General features: G+C 61.3%; 15 protein-coding genes. 9 read left to right on the top strand and 6 right to left on the bottom strand.

The window, feature by feature from the left end; all coding sequences use genetic code 11:
• Positions 1 to 7: 7 nt before the first annotated feature.
• Positions 8 to 838, top strand: coding sequence for a DUF6928 family protein (locus HMPREF2781_RS10495; protein WP_070447329.1), 831 nt, complete (start codon positions 8 to 10; stop codon positions 836 to 838).
• Here HMPREF2781_RS10495 and HMPREF2781_RS10490 read toward each other — a convergent pair.
• From HMPREF2781_RS10490 to HMPREF2781_RS10480, 3 genes are all read right to left on the bottom strand, one after another.
• Entirely contained in the window at positions 790 to 1,611 is an 822-nt protein-coding gene (locus HMPREF2781_RS10490; protein WP_049154150.1) for a TrmH family RNA methyltransferase, read from the bottom strand. The genes HMPREF2781_RS10495 and HMPREF2781_RS10490 overlap by 49 nt on opposite strands.
• A gap of 43 nt (positions 1,612 to 1,654) precedes the next feature.
• Positions 1,655 to 3,058, bottom strand: a complete 1,404-nt coding sequence (locus tag HMPREF2781_RS10485) for an NCS2 family permease (RefSeq protein ID WP_070645855.1) — start codon at positions 3,056 to 3,058, stop codon at positions 1,655 to 1,657.
• Between the two features lie 126 nt (positions 3,059 to 3,184).
• Positions 3,185 to 3,814, bottom strand: coding sequence for a DUF3027 domain-containing protein (locus HMPREF2781_RS10480; RefSeq protein ID WP_371441041.1), 630 nt, complete (start codon positions 3,812 to 3,814; stop codon positions 3,185 to 3,187).
• A 65-nt stretch (positions 3,815 to 3,879) separates the two neighbouring features.
• Between HMPREF2781_RS10480 and HMPREF2781_RS10475 the strand changes: the two genes are divergently transcribed.
• Together HMPREF2781_RS10475 and HMPREF2781_RS10470 are read left to right on the top strand one after the other, a co-directional pair.
• Positions 3,880 to 4,728: a glutaminyl-peptide cyclotransferase gene (locus HMPREF2781_RS10475; protein WP_070447335.1), complete on the top strand. Its 849-nt coding sequence runs from the start codon at positions 3,880 to 3,882 to the stop codon at positions 4,726 to 4,728.
• Between the two features lie 11 nt (positions 4,729 to 4,739).
• A complete protein-coding gene (locus HMPREF2781_RS10470; protein WP_070645851.1) occupies positions 4,740 to 5,327 on the top strand; it encodes a DUF2771 domain-containing protein in 588 nt (195 codons plus the stop codon).
• Positions 5,328 to 5,478: 151 nt separating this feature from the next.
• Here HMPREF2781_RS10470 and HMPREF2781_RS10465 read toward each other — a convergent pair whose 3' ends face one another.
• Positions 5,479 to 5,859, bottom strand: coding sequence for a cold-shock protein (locus tag HMPREF2781_RS10465; RefSeq protein WP_010187767.1), 381 nt, complete (start codon positions 5,857 to 5,859; stop codon positions 5,479 to 5,481).
• A 528-nt stretch (positions 5,860 to 6,387) separates the two neighbouring features.
• On the opposite strand from HMPREF2781_RS10465, the gene HMPREF2781_RS10460 reads away from it, so the two are divergent.
• The gene (locus HMPREF2781_RS10460; protein ID WP_010187768.1) at positions 6,388 to 7,050 is read left to right on the top strand and encodes a resuscitation-promoting factor Rpf1 domain-containing protein; all 663 of its coding nucleotides are present in this window, start codon (positions 6,388 to 6,390) and stop codon (positions 7,048 to 7,050) included.
• A 100-nt stretch (positions 7,051 to 7,150) separates the two neighbouring features.
• On the opposite strand, the gene HMPREF2781_RS10455 is transcribed toward HMPREF2781_RS10460, so the two are convergent.
• Positions 7,151 to 8,107 carry an ABC transporter permease gene (locus tag HMPREF2781_RS10455; RefSeq protein WP_239663567.1) on the bottom strand — a complete coding sequence of 319 codons (957 nt, stop codon included), beginning with the start codon at positions 8,105 to 8,107 and terminating at the stop codon, positions 7,151 to 7,153.
• Positions 8,108 to 8,218: 111 nt separating this feature from the next.
• On the opposite strand from HMPREF2781_RS10455, the gene HMPREF2781_RS10450 reads away from it, so the two are divergent.
• Positions 8,219 to 8,821 carry a TetR/AcrR family transcriptional regulator gene (locus tag HMPREF2781_RS10450; RefSeq protein ID WP_246821846.1) on the top strand — a complete coding sequence of 201 codons (603 nt, stop codon included), beginning with the start codon at positions 8,219 to 8,221 and terminating at the stop codon, positions 8,819 to 8,821.
• Positions 8,822 to 8,945: 124 nt separating this feature from the next.
• Here HMPREF2781_RS10450 and HMPREF2781_RS10445 read toward each other — a convergent pair whose 3' ends face one another.
• The gene (locus HMPREF2781_RS10445) at positions 8,946 to 9,131 is read right to left on the bottom strand and encodes a hypothetical protein (protein WP_070645847.1); all 186 of its coding nucleotides are present in this window, start codon (positions 9,129 to 9,131) and stop codon (positions 8,946 to 8,948) included.
• 93 nt (positions 9,132 to 9,224) lie between these two features.
• Between HMPREF2781_RS10445 and HMPREF2781_RS10440 the strand changes: the two genes are divergently transcribed.
• From HMPREF2781_RS10440 to HMPREF2781_RS10425, 4 genes are read left to right on the top strand one after another with little or no spacing between them, the layout of a single operon-like run.
• A complete protein-coding gene (locus tag HMPREF2781_RS10440) occupies positions 9,225 to 11,327 on the top strand; it encodes a helicase-associated domain-containing protein (RefSeq protein ID WP_070529461.1) in 2,103 nt (700 codons plus the stop codon).
• Positions 11,328 to 11,364: 37 nt separating this feature from the next.
• Complete coding sequence (locus HMPREF2781_RS10435; RefSeq protein WP_070645845.1) at positions 11,365 to 13,002, top strand: DNA repair helicase XPB; 1,638 nt, start codon at positions 11,365 to 11,367, stop codon at positions 13,000 to 13,002.
• 4 nt (positions 13,003 to 13,006) lie between these two features.
• Positions 13,007 to 13,645: a DUF3239 domain-containing protein gene (locus HMPREF2781_RS10430; RefSeq protein WP_070645843.1), complete on the top strand. Its 639-nt coding sequence runs from the start codon at positions 13,007 to 13,009 to the stop codon at positions 13,643 to 13,645.
• Positions 13,646 to 14,767, top strand: coding sequence for an aminotransferase class I/II-fold pyridoxal phosphate-dependent enzyme (locus HMPREF2781_RS10425; RefSeq protein ID WP_070645841.1), 1,122 nt, complete (start codon positions 13,646 to 13,648; stop codon positions 14,765 to 14,767).
• Positions 14,768 to 15,150: the final 383 nt, after the last annotated feature.

Here is a 15,150-nt window from a genome sequence, read left to right as displayed (position 1 = left end):
GCCTGCCGTGGATACCCAAAGCGCCGTTCTCACTCTCTGGTACGTCACCGCCGCCGATCCCGCCGAAGTTCTTCGCGGCGAGCCCAAGGCCGACCGCGGCTTCGGCCGCAAGTTCCTTGCTCAACTCAATCCCTCTCTACCCGTCACGCCCATCGGTCAATTCCCCCTCAACCGTTCCGCCGAGCCCGGCGCGAGCGAGTTCTATGTGGGTGGCTATCCGGGTGTGACCGTCGTGCAGACCATCATCCACGATGATCAGCTGATTCTCTCGCAACTCTCCCGCACCCTGCGCGAGGCCGTGCCCGCCACGGAAATTTACGCTTTTGCTTCCAATGCGGAGACCGGCTACGCCGGGTTTGCGCACTGGACGGGCAGCCGCTTGCGGCGCTCCCTGTGCGGAACGCGCTTTAACCTCTACGAGGATCATGGCCTGCCTGAAACCTTCGAGGCCCCTTTCTGGGCCGGGGAGATGGATGAGCCTGCGGGTGGTATCTCCCTGCCCTTCGAGCCACTCACCATCACCGAGGCGGCCCAGGAATTCTGGCTGGGCATTGAGGTGGGCGAAGACGGGCCGGACGTGGACGTCGTGGGCTACGCCACCGACGGCCGCCCTGAGCCCAAGGTCGATACTCCCCCACCCCGCCGAAGCGTAGCCGAGGTGGCCACTACCTCGGTAGCGAAGCTGGGACTTAACGATTATGACGACTACGAGGAGCACGACCTCGAACCGGAATCCACTGGTGAAGAGATCATCCGTACCGCCAAGCACTTAGGCGGGTTGGTGCGCCGCTATGCGGTGTCGACCTCGCGGAGCCTCTGGGAGCGCTGGCGCTCGTAGAAGGCGATGGCTGCCGACGTCGCCACATTAAGGGAATCCGTGCCCTCCGCCATAGGAATGCGGGCGCGCACGTCGGTAGCGCGCATGGCATGCTCAGTCAGACCCGGCCCCTCCGCACCAACCAGCAGAGCCACCTTGTCTGCGCCTGCTAGGGCATCGGCGATATGCACCGCGTCTGGATGAGGGGTCAGCGACACCAGCCGGAAGCCCTTTTCACGCAGCTGCTCTAGACCCCGCTGCCAGGTGGTAAAACCACCGTCGAAGCGCGCCCAGGGCAAGCGCAGAACGTGCCCCATGGACACACGCACCGAGCGGCGGTAGAGCGGATCCGCCGCACCAGAGCCTAAGAGGATGCCATCGACATCCATGCCTGCAGCGTTGCGGAAGAGCGATCCGATATTTTCGTGGTCGCCTACGCCTTCCATGATGGCCAGGGTGCGCGCGCCCTCAACGACCTCGTCCACGGTCCAGGCTTCCGCGCGGTCGGCTGCGGCAACCAGCCCACGGTGCATATCAAAGCCTGTTACTTCCCCCAGAGTCTGGCGGGTTACTTGGTAAACGGGGATATCGCCAACATCGTGGTGTTCCAGGAACGTATCCAACTTCCCCTCAAAACCAATGATGCAGCGCACCGGGAAGCGAGAGGCGAGCAGGCGCTCCACGCACAGTGGGCCCTCACCAAAGACGAAACCCTCGCCGGACTTATCCGCATGCTTGAGATCGCGGATATCGTCCAGGCGAGGGTCTGTGGGGTCATCAATGACAAAACGCATGGCCCTAGTCTAAGCGCCGGGCCAAGCGTTCATCCCAGGCGGGCTATCCCAACAGCGAGCTAATGGGATCCATAGCGAAGTAGACCACGAAGAGAGCAGCCACGAGCCACATGATCCAATGCACCTTCTTAGCCTTCCCGGCGAAGGTCGCCATCAGTGCATAAGCGATGAAGCCCACGCCAATACCGTTGGCGATGGAGTAGGTGAACGGCATAACCACGATGGTGAGGAAGGCCGGGATGGCCTCCTCCATGCGGTTCCACTCGATGTCCTTGAGCTGGGCTGCCATCATCACACCGACGATAACGAGTACGGGGGCTGCGGCCTCAATGGGCACAATCTCGTAGAGCGGGGTGAGGAACATCGCCAGCAGGAAGATGATGCCGGTGACAACGTTAGCCAGGCCGGTGCGGGCACCGTCACCGATACCAGCCGCTGAGTCCGCGAACACGGTGTTGGAGGACACCGAACCGGCACCACCAGCAACGGCACCAAAGCCTTCCACCACCAGGGCCGTCTTCATCTCCGGAAGGTTGCCCTTCTCGTCCACAAGGTTGGCCTGCTTGCCCAAGCCGTTCATGGTGCCCATGGCATCGAAGAAGTTGGTGAGCAGCAGGGTGAAAATGAGCAAGACGGTGGAGACCACACCCAGCTTGGTGAAGGCGCTAATCGGATCCACCTGGCCCACAATCGACAGGTCCGGCAGACCGCCCAGGGAGCTAGGTACCTCCGGGGTGGCCATGCCCCAGTCCTCGGAACCAGTCAGTGCCTGGATGATCATGGCGATGATGGTGGTAATGACGATACCGATGAACAGTCCGCCACGAACCTGGCGGATGACGAAGAAGCTGCACAGAACCAGGCCCACGACGAAGACGAAGGCCGGCCACGTAGCAATCGAGCCGTTGACTCCCAGGCTCACCGGAACAGTGGTCATTGCAGCATCCGGAACGCGGGTGACGAAGTGGCCGTCCACGAAACCGATGAGCGCGATGAACATGCCGATACCCACGCCCATCGCGGCCTTCATGGAGGCGGGGATGGCGTCGAAGACCGCCTGGCGGAAACCGGAGATGGCCAGCAGAACAATGATGAGGCCTTCAATGACGACGAGGCCCATGGCCTCGCGCCATTCCAAGCCGTTGAGGGAAACCATGGTCACGGCCACAAAGGTGTTCATGCCCAGGCCCGCGGCCATGGCGAACGGGTAGCGCGCAATCATGCCGAAGGCAATGGTCATAACACCGGCCACCAGCGCGGTAGCGGCAGCAACCTGCGGGATGCCCAGGGTGGTTCCGGCCGAGTCGGCAGAGGTACCCAGGATGAGAGGGTTGAGGAGGATTATGTAGGCCATCGCAAAGAACGAGACCACGCCGGCGCGGACTTCGGTTCCCACGGTGGATCCGCGTTCGGAAATCTTGAAATAGCGATCGATAGCTGCGTTCATCGTGAGAGAGCACCCCTTCTATCTAGAGAAATGAAGTTTTACCTGCTAAGGGTGCTCCATCGAGGCCCTAAAACGCAAAACCCGCACGCCGCATTGCTGCTGCGCGCGGGAAGGAAACCTCACTCTTTAGTAGATAGGTCTCTCATCATCGAAGGGCCTCTCCTGCTTCGATCCCTCCTCACGGACGGTGGTGCCGGAATGCGCGCCGCACCCGTAGGTGGCGTGCACCACTTTTCCATCCGCGGAGTATTCATTGGCACAGACGCCATAATTAGGCAGCAGCTCGAGATAGAAAGCGCAGGTTTTGCACTGTAACTGGGCCTGCGCCGCCATCTCCGAATTCGGCCCGTACTTCTTGCGCCAGCGCTCTTTGGCCTCCGTGAGGCCAACCTGGGAGAGCTTCCCTTCGTCCAGCCTGTCGTCATCGGGAGCGGGCGGCATGAGGTCGCCAGGACCAAGGTCTCCTGGGCGCAGGCGCTCGGAATAAGGAACCCACTCCGGCGCTTGAAGGGCCTGGCCGCCCGGTACAAGCGCGACCTCATTGACGGTCGGGGTGCGCGAGCCTTCCGCGCAGGCAACGACGGCGTGCCATTCCCACCCCGGATAGCCCGGTACGTGCGCATCAAAACGATGGGTGGCCACGTTGCGGCCCACTCCGGCAACGCCACGGTGCTTGCCGACGTCCCCCTCACCCACCTCCTCCACAGCTCGGCGCGCCAGGTTGACGGCGGTCGAATCGAGAAGCGGGGAATGCATCTTTTTCTTGCGAGTCACTCTCCCATTATTAATCACGTACCGCGCCATAGTGCACAATGACAGTCATGCCTCTCCTCCACACCGACCGCACCCTCCGCGCGTTTGCTACCGTCCTCTCCGCTGCCACACTGCTCGCACCCTTAACGTCATGCTCTTCTCAAGCCGCACACGAGGATGTTTCTTCGTCTACGGCGGGTGGGACGTCGCCAAGCGCGAGCTCCCCAGAGCACCTCGGCGTCACTGTTCTCGACACCGCACCCCTGCCTCCCGATACCTTCACCCAAGGCTTGGAGGTCGACCCCGCTGGCAACCTTCTGGTAGGCACTGGGCTGAACGGCAAGTCTCGATTGCTGCGTCTCACGCCGGGGACGCACACCCCGTCGGAAGAAACCACACTCGAGAGTTCATTCTTCGGCGAGGGCATCACTCAGACCGACGCCGGCATCTGGCAGCTAACGTGGAAATCCGGTACAGCTTTCCTGCGAGATCCCGAGACCTTCAACGAGCTCGACCGTGCCACCTACGACGGCGAGGGCTGGGGCCTGTGCAACGCGGGTTCCGAGCTCATCATGTCCGACGGCTCCGCCGAGCTGCGCCACCTCGATCCGAAGACCTTCGAGGAGCTCGCCCCACGCACCGAGGTCACCCTCGACGGCTCCCCCGTGGATAACCTCAATGAACTTGAGTGCGTCGAGGGCGCGGTCTATGCCAACGTCTGGATGAGCGAGGATATCCTGCGCATCGACCCGGAATCCGGCGCGGTCACCGCCGTGATCGATACCGCAAACCTCAACCATGTCCCCTCGGCGGATCCCAACGCCGTCCTCAACGGCATTGCCCATATCCCGGGCACAGATGAGTTCTGGATCACCGGCAAGCTATGGGATGAGCTGTACCGGGTGCGCTTCGAGTAGGATTTTCAGCCATGGCTACCGTGAAGCAAACAAGGAAGAAATCGCTGCTGCAGTTTCTGGCGCTCATCATCGCTGTGGCAGTCATCGTCGTGGCGGTGGTGCTGTTCCAGAAGTGGTGGAACGACCGTCCGGGCCCCGAGCCACAAGACGTCAGAATCACGGCCACTGTTGGCGAGGACACCCTAGAGCTCTCCCCCTACATCGTCTGCGAGCCTGGCACGGACTGCGAAGAAGGCGACGTACCTAATCTGACGGTGGGCCCCGATGACACCCTGAAATTGGAGATCCCCGAGGCTATCTACAACCACGAGTGGTCCGTGCTGTCCATCTATGATGACCCGGCCGCCAATGACAGCACCGCTCACGGCGCCAACGAAACCACCTCGCTAGAGATCCCCGGCTCCGTGCCGCCGATTGAGGCCTCCACCGGCGAGCGCCCCCAGCTAAAGGTGGTGGAGATTTCCACGCTCATGATTGGCCGCGATGCCAACGGCGAAGAGACCCCAATGCACACGGTGTGGTCCCTGTCCACCATGACGGATGAGGAGCTCAAGGAGTCCAAGGCCACTGGCGACGCTGAAGCTCCAGCTGAGAAGTAGCAGCGCTGCGGCGCGCGCTGCCCCCCCCCCCACGCGCCTACACAAACGACAAAGTGCCCTAGTTGCCAAACCTAGGACTGATCATTGAAAAATCAGCCCAACTTTCGTCAGCTAGGGCACCTTTTAGTTACGGGTCTAAGGCTTTTGGCCCTTAGCTATCCAAGTCCTTGGCGATAGCACGCAGGATCTCGGCAACCTGGCGGCCAGTCTTGCGCTCCGGGTAGCGGCCTTGGCTCAGCACCGGCTGCACCTGGGTCTCAAGCAGTGTCATGACGTCGGAGAGCATGCTCGCCAGCTCTTCGGGCTTGCGGGCCGGGGTGCGACGGCGCGGGACATCAAGCACCTTGACACGCAGTGCCTGCGGGCCACGGCGGCCAGCCGCGAAATCGAATTCAATACGCTGGCCCTGGTGCAGCTCATCAACGCCCTTGGGCAACACATTGCGACCAACATAGACGTCTTCATCGCCGGGGTTGCTGACAAAGCCGAAGCCCTTGTCTGCGTCATACCACTTCACTTTGCCGATAGGCATGGCTCTTCACTCACTTTCTTTCCGTGTCTCCTCTTCTAAGAGCTTAGGCGCTGCCAGGCCCCAGGCTGATAGGCTCCGCCCGTCTTGGGACGAGGAGGCGCGGCGAAGCGTGAACCGAATCCTTGCAGCCGCGCGGAGGAATTATCCGTGGAACTTTTAAAGAGATACATTTTAACCCTCACGCTCCCGACAAAGAAACCCACGATAGATATCACCCCAACAATCACACCCGTTACATGTGTGATATAGCTAACATTTCCGCGCCGAGCAGGGGAAATGCTAAGAAATTGACACTTCCGTTACCGTTTTGGGCCATTTAACGTGACTGTTTCGTTATAAACCGCTACTCTCTCCCTCAGGCACTTCGGCTGCCGGCCGTGGAAGTCTCGCCCCAGACACAGTCCGGGCTTCCGCACGGCGGCCATACATGATGTGCATGAACATGAACATCAATTGCAAAACTATATGCCGGACTGGGCATCATCTGGGCGCGAGAAAGCAAGAACAACCTAGAGAAGGAATACTTTAATGGGACGCCACTCCGCTAAGAACAAGTCCATCGCCACCAAGTTTGCCGCCTCCACTGTTGCCGTGGGCGCCGCCGCAGCCATCATGGCACCGAACGCTGCCGCTGCACCGGATTCCGATTGGGACCGCCTCGCACAGTGCGAGTCCGGCGGCAACTGGGCCATCAACACCGGCAACGGTTACCACGGCGGTCTGCAGTTCAACGCTCAGACCTGGCAGGCCTACGGCGGCGGTGAGTTCGCTCCGACCGCTAACCTGGCAACCCGCGAGCAGCAAATCGCTGTTGCTGAGCGCACCCTGGCACAGCAGGGCTGGGGCGCATGGCCGGCCTGCTCCGCCAGCCTGGGCCTGAACTCCGCCCCGACCCCGCGCAACGTGAGCGCTGCCCCGGCACCGGCTGCTACCCAGGTAAAGGAAGAGACCGCACCGCAGGCACCGGCTGAGGCACCGAAGGCAGTCCACGAAGCTGCCGAGGAGCCCACCGACGAGCTGGCTGTTGACGCCCTCTACACCCTCATCGAGGACACCGCTACCCAGTACGGCCTGACCATCCCGGCTTCCTTCACCGAGCAGTACAAGGCCAACCGCCACGACTTCAACGCCTTCTACTCCGCTAACCGCCACGTCATCGACCCGCTGGCACAGGTTCTGGCTGCACGCTAAGCAGCGCGCCGCGCCGTGCAAGCTGAGCACATAAAGGCAAAGCTTTAACTACACAAAAGAGGCTGGATGGTTTTCTCCATCCAGCCTCTTTTAGTTTTGACTAAGCCTTTTCCTCAACGGCAGCGTCTTCCTTAGCGCGCGACCGATCACAGGCCAGCAACACTAGGCCAACAACAATCCACAGCCCTAGCGACCACCACGCATGGCCGAAGCCTTGCCCATCAAAGAAGGACAGCGAGCGGACTAGGTGACCCGTCGCGCCGATGGGCATCCACTGCCCCAGCGTCGACCACCCGGTAGGCAGCAGCCACGGGCCGGTTGCCAGACCCGACAGCGGGTTCGCTAAGAAGATAGTCAGCACGGCACCGATTCCAATACCCGCGGCACCCATCACCCCCGCAAGGCCTGCAGTCACCGCAGACGTCGCAAGGATGCCCGCAGCGATAGCCATCCACTCGGCAGCGAAGCTGCCACCGAGGGTTCCATAGACGGAGTGCAGCATCCACGTAGCAACGAGCCCGCCGAAAAGCGCAATACCAACGAGCACCCCCAGCTTGACCCATTTCTTGCCACGAAATGCAAAGGTGGCAATAACAGCGGAAATAATCCCGCCAAAGGCCAGCGGCAGGCCCAGCAGTGCGATACCGCTCGCCTGCGGGTCCTCCTTCGTCGTCGGCGCCAGCTCCTGCTTCTCCACGGACATTCCTTGTGCTTCAAGCTGGCCAGCGAGGCCATCAATCATCGTCACGTAGGGAGCACCATTTCCCGCAGCGGTGAACTCACTCGCGCCCTGCGGGGAGATGACCAGTCCACCAACAGCTTCACGCTGCAGCACCGCGTCGCGCACCTCGGCCTCGCTGTGCTTCACGACGATCTCCGGGGCCTCATCCCCCGCCGCACTCTCAATCTTCTGCGAGATGCCTTCGAGCATGGGCTCCGGCGCCGAAATGGCAACCGGAACGCCAGCCGGACCCGACGCAAAGGTGGGCGCCAAAAACGCCCACAGCATAAGGCCGATGACGACGGGGATCCCCACAATGGCAACTATCGATTTCACAGCAACCGATGGCTGCTTTCCTTCCTGACTTTTCACCGCTGACACTTCTAACCTCCAAATGGAACAGGGTGTTTCACTTACAAAGTGGAGCATAGTGTTCCGTTTGGTATGATGCAAGCTGTGAGACAAGACGCAGCAGAAAACAAGCAAGCCATCGTCGCAGCAGCCAGGCAGCTGCTCATCAGCGAGGGACCGGGCGTGTCCATGCGCTCCATCGCCAAGAAAGCCGGCGTGGGCGTCGCCACGGTCTCACGCCACTTCCCCGAACGGCTCTCCCTCCTCGATGCCGTCACCGGCGCGGAGGTAGCACACATCAAAGAAGAGGTGGACAGCCACCTACAAGGTTTCGACGAGGATCCCGAAGGCACCTGGCGCGATATTATTCATCGGATCGCCAGCCTTAACTTCGCCGCGGTTGTTCAAGCAGCGGCAGCCGAGGTGAATACTGCCTCATTCTCAGACGATGACGTGCAGGAGATCGCTACCCAGCGCAAAGCTGAACTGAAGTCGATCTACCAACCGATTATCGAACCCACGCGACAAGCAGGTCTCTGCCCCGAGTCCCTCACCCCGCTCGAACTTCACATCGGCATCGGTCTCATCACCCGCCCGCTGCCCAGAACACCAGTGAGCGCCGACTACCTATCAGGTATACAAGCCCAGCTCATCGATACGCTGCTCGACGGCCTTAAAGCCCAAGCCCGTGCCAACTAGTTGAGGCGCAAGTACATTACAAACACGTATAGCCCCACCGAGGAGAACATTCTCGGAGGGGCTGAAAGCAAGCCGGAAGGCTCAACGTATCCGCTAAGTGAAGCGCAGATTTCTGCGCGCCTACTTAGCGGTTGATGCGGGTGTACGGGTGAACGTAGTTGAGCTTTTCTGCCGGCATCGGCAGAATCAGGTCGTCACCGTACGGGCTGGAAGCACCAGCAAAAGGTGCAGTAAGTTCAGTAATAGCGTGCTCGCGGGGGATGTTCTTCGGCCAAGCCGGGGATACGAAGCCTTTGTTCTCGTTCGACATGCTCCTTATTATTCCAAACCCCGCGGCAAAAAGTAACTTATTCACCCAACGAGGGCCCCATGCCTCCCCCGCCTACTAAGCTTGAGGGCCATTATGACCTCCCCTTCACACCGCGCCCGCGTTACCGAGAGCTACCGCGAGTGGCTCAGCCAGTTGCCTGACAAGGACCTGCGCGCCCTGCTCAGCAACCGCAGTGATGTTCTCTCACCCGCACCGAAGGACTTTGATGCGTTGGCCTCGCGCCTGACACTTCCGATGCACGTCGCGGATGCCTTAGCGGCAAGCAATGCCGAGCAACTAGCTACTTTGGAGGACATCGCACAACGCGGCGGCGAAATAGCCATGGTGGAAGACACCAACCCTGCAATCACGAAGCAGCTCAAGGAGCGCGGTCTCGTCTTTGGTGACGCCCCACAGGTGCGCATCGTCACCGCCGTGATGGGCTCACTTCCCACCGGCTGGTCGTTGCGCAACCAAGTAGAGTTCGATGAGAAGGATCTAGCCGCGCTTGCCCCCGAGGAGCGCCGAGTCCTTGATGCTTTAAGCAAAAGCGACGGCATGGGCTATACCACCGACACCGAGCCGGACATCAACTCCGAGGATCCCGCCAAGCGCCTGCTGGCCAAAGGTTTTCTGGAGCGTATCAACGCGCACTCTGTGCGCTTGCCGCACTCGCTCGCCCGCCTGCTGGCTGGTGATACCACCCCGCCCATTCCCACCACCCCCTCGGGGCGCGCGGGCACCCCGGAGCCGGATGCCAGGGCTGACGACGCCGGTGCCGCAGCTGGCCTCGAAGCCGTGCGTGGCATGGAAAGGCTCCTCGAGTTGCTCGGCAGTCATCCGGTAACTCTGCTCAAGGATTCTTCGGTCGGCGTTCGCCCACTCAACCAGCTGGCCAAGGATCTCGCTCTGGAAAAGGAGGAGGTCGCGCGGCTCATCTGCTTGGGCCACCACGCTAGGCTTCTCCACCGGGGTGAGCCGGATGGCTTAGAGGGCCACTTCCTCGCGCCTACCACCGGCTCCCAGGACTGGCTCGAGGCCGACCTCGGGGAGAAGTGGCGCATTCTTCTCGACGCCTGGCGTACCTCCCCCTGGGCCAGCTGGGCTGAGACCCGGGTGCTCGCGGAGGATAGCCTCGTGCGCCGCCTGCCGCGCTTCCGCGCTTTCGTTCTCGGCGTCTATGCACACTCCGCAGTCGCGCTGAATGACGATGAGTTCTGGGAAGAGTTGCGCTTTCGATCCCCACTCTTTGCCAGCCACACGCGCACGGTGACCATTGAGCAGCTGCGCGCCGAAGCCGAGTGGATCGGCGCGGTGGCACTGGGCAAGGCTACTAACGTGCTGGGTGATTCCGCCGCAGCCACCAGCCTCGTCCCCGATACCGTCAGCGAATTTATCATCCAGCAAGACCTCACCGTCCTCGTTCCCGGCCCCCTTGAACCAGGCACACACCGCACCCTCGCATCCCTGGCGGACCTCGAATCCCCAGGCCTAGCCAGTGTGTACCGCATCAGTGAGGCCACTATTCGCCGCGGCATGGACCAGGGGCTCACCGCGCAGGAAATGATCGACTTTTTGGAAGCGCACTCCCCGACAGGCGTGCCGCAGGCATTGGGGTTTGCCATCGGGGACGTCGCCAAGCGCCATGGCACCCTCCGCAGTGGACCTGCTCTGTCCTATTTGCGCAGTGAGGATCCCGCGCTGCTGGAGCTCGCTGTTGCCTCAGTCCCGGGCCTGCGTCTACTCGCGCCCACCGTGGCGGTATCTCAGCTGCGCGTGGGCGAGCTACTGGAGAAGCTGCGCGCTAAGGGCCTCTCCCCCACTGCGGAGGATGAATCCGGCGCCTCCCTTACCGTCGCACCCGAGCCTTACCTGCTTCCTACGCCTCGTCCGAAAGCCCACAAGCGGGAGCCGGCCTCGGTGGACCAAGCGCTTCAGGCTTTGCAGAAGTCAGCACAGAATCCCAGCGCGCAGAAGGAAGAGGAACCGGATCCCCTCACGCTCGCCCGTGCCGCCGCGCGCTTCCACGCCGATATCGTGATCTCCTATGCCGATAAAAGCGGCGAGCTGCGCACCGTGACTGTGAAGCCACTGTCTGTGGAAGGCGGCTACATTGATGCCCTAGGCGCAGCGGGCAAACCCGTGCGCTTCCCGGTTCACCGCATTTCCTCCGTCCGCTTCGCCGACAGGGATTGAGTCCTTCCCTGACGCCCAGAGTAGAAAGGCCCTAGTTATGCCCGGACCACTCATCGTCCAATCGGACAAGACCGTCCTCCTCGAGGTGGATCACCCGCAGGCCGACGAGGCTCGCGCAGCGCTCGCACCTTTTGCTGAGCTGGAGCGCGCCCCCGAGCACATCCACACCTATCGCATCACCCCACTGGCTCTGTGGAATGCCCGCGCCGCCGGGCACGATGCCGAGCAAGTCGTGGACGTTTTGGAGAATTACTCCCGCTTCCCGGTGCCGCAGGCGCTGCTGATCGACGTCGCCGAGACCATGTCGCGGTACGGCCGCGTGCGCCTGCTGGCACATCCGGCCCACGGCCTCATTCTCGAATCGGACGAGCCTGTCATCCTGGAGGAGCTCACGCGCACCAAGAAGGTCAGCGAACTTCTGGGCCCGCGCATTGATGACAACACCATCGCCGTACCACCATCCGCGCGCGGGCGGCTCAAACAGGAGCTGCTCAAGGCCAGCTGGCCCGCCGATGACCGCGCCGGCTATGTCGACGGCGAATCCCACCCCATCGCGCTGAGCACAAAGGAAGTGGACTGGAGCTTACGCGATTATCAGCAGTATGCCGCTGATTCTTTCTGGTCTGGTGGCTCCGGCATCGTGGTCCTGCCCTGTGGCGCGGGCAAAACCATCGTGGGTGCAGCCGCCATGGCCAAGGCACAGGCCACCACGCTCATCCTGGTGACCAACACCGTGGCCGGGCGCCAATGGCGCGATGAACTACTGCGCCGCACCAGCCTCACGCCGGAGGAAATTGGTGAGTACTCCGGCGAGAAGAAGGAAATCAAGCCGATTACCATCGCCACCTACCAAGTGGTTACCCGCAAGACCAAGGGCGAATACCGCGCACTCGAGCTCTTCGATTCCCACGACTGGGGACTTATTATCTACGACGAAGTCCACCTTCTGCCTGCCCCGGTCTTCCGCATGACCTCCGACCTCCAATCGCGCCGCCGCCTAGGGCTGACCGCCACGTTGATCCGCGAGGACGGCCGCGAAGGCGATGTCTTCTCGCTCATCGGGCCCAAACGCTATGACGCGCCGTGGAAGGAGCTGGAATCCGCCGGCTATATCGCCACCGCGGACTGCGTCGAGGTGCGCGTAGACATGACGCAGGAGGAACGCCTGCTCTATGCCACCGCACAAGCGCGGGAGCGCTACCGGATTGCGGCGTCGGCAGGCGCTAAGCTGCGGGCCGTCGACAAGCTGCTGAAGAAACATGCAGGCCAGCAGGCACTCATCATCGGCGCCTACGTGGACCAGCTGGAAGAGCTCGGTGAGCACCTCAACGCACCGGTTATCGACGGCAAGACCTCCACCGCCAAGCGCGAGAAGCTCTTCCAGCAATTCCGCGAAGGTGAGCTCGCCACGCTCGTGGTGTCTAAAGTGGCCAACTTCTCCATTGACCTGCCCGAAGCCGCCCTGGCCATCCAGGTCTCCGGTACCTTCGGCTCCCGCCAGGAGGAGGCCCAGCGTCTAGGCCGCCTGCTACGGCCGAAGAAGGACGGGCAGGAAGCAACTTTCTACACTCTGGTGGCGCGTGAATCGATTGATGCGGAATATGCCATGCACCGCCAGCGCTTTTTGGCCGAGCAAGGTTATGCCTACCGGCTGGTCGACGAAGTAGACTTGTGAGCTGATGAAGATTTTCAAGTTTGCAGTCAACGAAGACTTTGCCAAAAAGAACAACGAGCTCCTCCGCGATTCCTCGCGCCTGCGCAATTCCGGACTCATCATGGGCCTTTTAATTATCATCGGCGGCATTGCCGTCTACTTCGGCATGGAGGCCGTTGGGCGCATCACACTAGCGCTGGGCATGGTGCTCTTCGGAATCTTTTGCGCCGTCATCGGCGTCTTGGCCTCAAGCAAGGTCGGCTCGGCTCAGAAACTCTATGATTCCTATCCGTTAGCCCCCGCCGTCGTCGCAGAGGTCAACGAGCGCGACATGGTCCTCATGGCGCTGGTGAATACCAACGTGGACCCGAAGGCTCCGCCGCGCTGGGGCGCCTGCCTGCGCACGGTCACCAATATCCCGGGCATTAAGCGCACCGTGGGAACCAAGGTTCCGGTGGCCGCGGTCTCCGGTCAGCGCAGCAGCGGCGATCAAGACCACTGGCAGCAAATCACCCCCATGCCGATTGCCTGGGGTACCCCGGATGCGGAAACCGTGACGATTGCCCGCAAATCCATTCCGGAAGACCAGTGGCAGCGCCTCGAGCGCGCCCGCAAGCGTCTGACCGATGTGAAAGCTACGAAATACGATTTGTTGGTGCTGTAAATGACAGTTGAGAGACTACAAGAATTCGGCGAAACCATCTTCGCCACCATGACCGCCCTCGCCGTGGAGAATGACGCGGTAAATCTGGGCCAGGGTTTCCCCGATAGCGACGGCCCGCAGCGCATGCTGGAGATCGCCCAGGAAAACATCGCCGGTGGCAACAACCAATACGCTCCCCTGCGCGGGGTCCCGGAGTTGCTCAGCGCCATCGCGGAGACCTACTCCGTACCCCAGGACCACGTCGTGGTCACCGCCGGCGCTACCGAAGCGATTACCGCCACGGTGCTCGGCTTGGTAGAACCGGGCCACGAGGTCATTGTCCTCGAGCCCTACTACGATGCCTATGCCGCTGCCATCGCGCTTGCCGACGCCACCCGCATCCCCGTCCCCTTGAAGGAATCCGGCAATAGCTGGGATATCGACGTCGATGCGGTGCGTGCAGCCGTGACCGATAAGACCGCCATGGTCATCATCAACACCCCGCACAACCCGACCGGCTCGGTCTTTTCCCGCGAAGCACTCACCGAGCTCGCCAAACTCTGCGTGGAAAGGGACCTGCTGGTTCTCGCCGATGAGGTCTATGAAAACCTCACCTTCGGCACCGACCACGTCAGCATCGCTTCCCTGCCGGGAATGGCCTCCCGCACCGTCACCGTGTCATCTGCCGCCAAATCCTTCAACTGCACCGGGTGGAAGACCGGCTGGGCCATTGCGGAGCCTAAGCTTCTCGACGGCGTCATCAAAGCCAAGCAATTCACCACCTTCGTCTCCACCACACCCTTCCAGCCAGCCGTGGCCCATGCCCTGCGTAATGAACAAGAGTGGTTGGACGGCATGGTGGCTGAACTTGCAGAGTGCCGCAGCATCCTTGTAGAAGGTCTCAAGCAGCTGGGATTCCATGTGCATGACACCGGCGGCACTTACTATGTGGTTGCCGATGTGTCTTCTACCGGCTTAAGCGGCATTGACTTCTGCATGCAGCTGCCCGAAACGAAGGGCGTGGCCGCCATCCCGCTGGCGGCCTTCACGGACAATCCCGAGCCGTGGAAGTACAAGGTGCGCTTTGCTTTCTGCAAGCGCCCTGAGGTCATCCGGGAGGCAGTCTGCCGCCTCACTGCATGATCATCCTCCCTGCGTTAAACGTAGAGTCTTTCCTTTGTCCTTGTAGAGTTACCCTCGGCCCGCTGTAGCGGTGGTCGGGGGACCATTTTTGCTTCGGCCGGGGTATGAGGAAAAGACTGATGGCTCGATAGAGGCGGCTAACTTTCGGATTGCTGTAACCTGCTCGATACTTTTCGGGTGTATGACCTAGCTGACGAAATTGTTGAGAATTTTTCGTTTATGCAGGAAGGTTTTTGGTGGTGCGGGAAGGTCGTTGTTCTGACCGTGGGTAAATCTATAGCAAGGTTTGTTTAAGTCCTGGTGGGTGTCTAGGCCCTATAAGTGCAGACGTGGAAGTACAGACCTGCAGGTGACTGTTCAGCAGACGCGGGCCTGTACTTGGC

Source organism: Corynebacterium sp. HMSC062A03 (assembly GCF_001811145.1).
GTDB lineage: Bacteria > Actinomycetota > Actinomycetes > Mycobacteriales > Mycobacteriaceae > Corynebacterium > Corynebacterium aurimucosum.
Note: the sequence above shows the minus strand (reverse complement) of the source record. Positions and strands in the feature narration are given on the sequence as shown.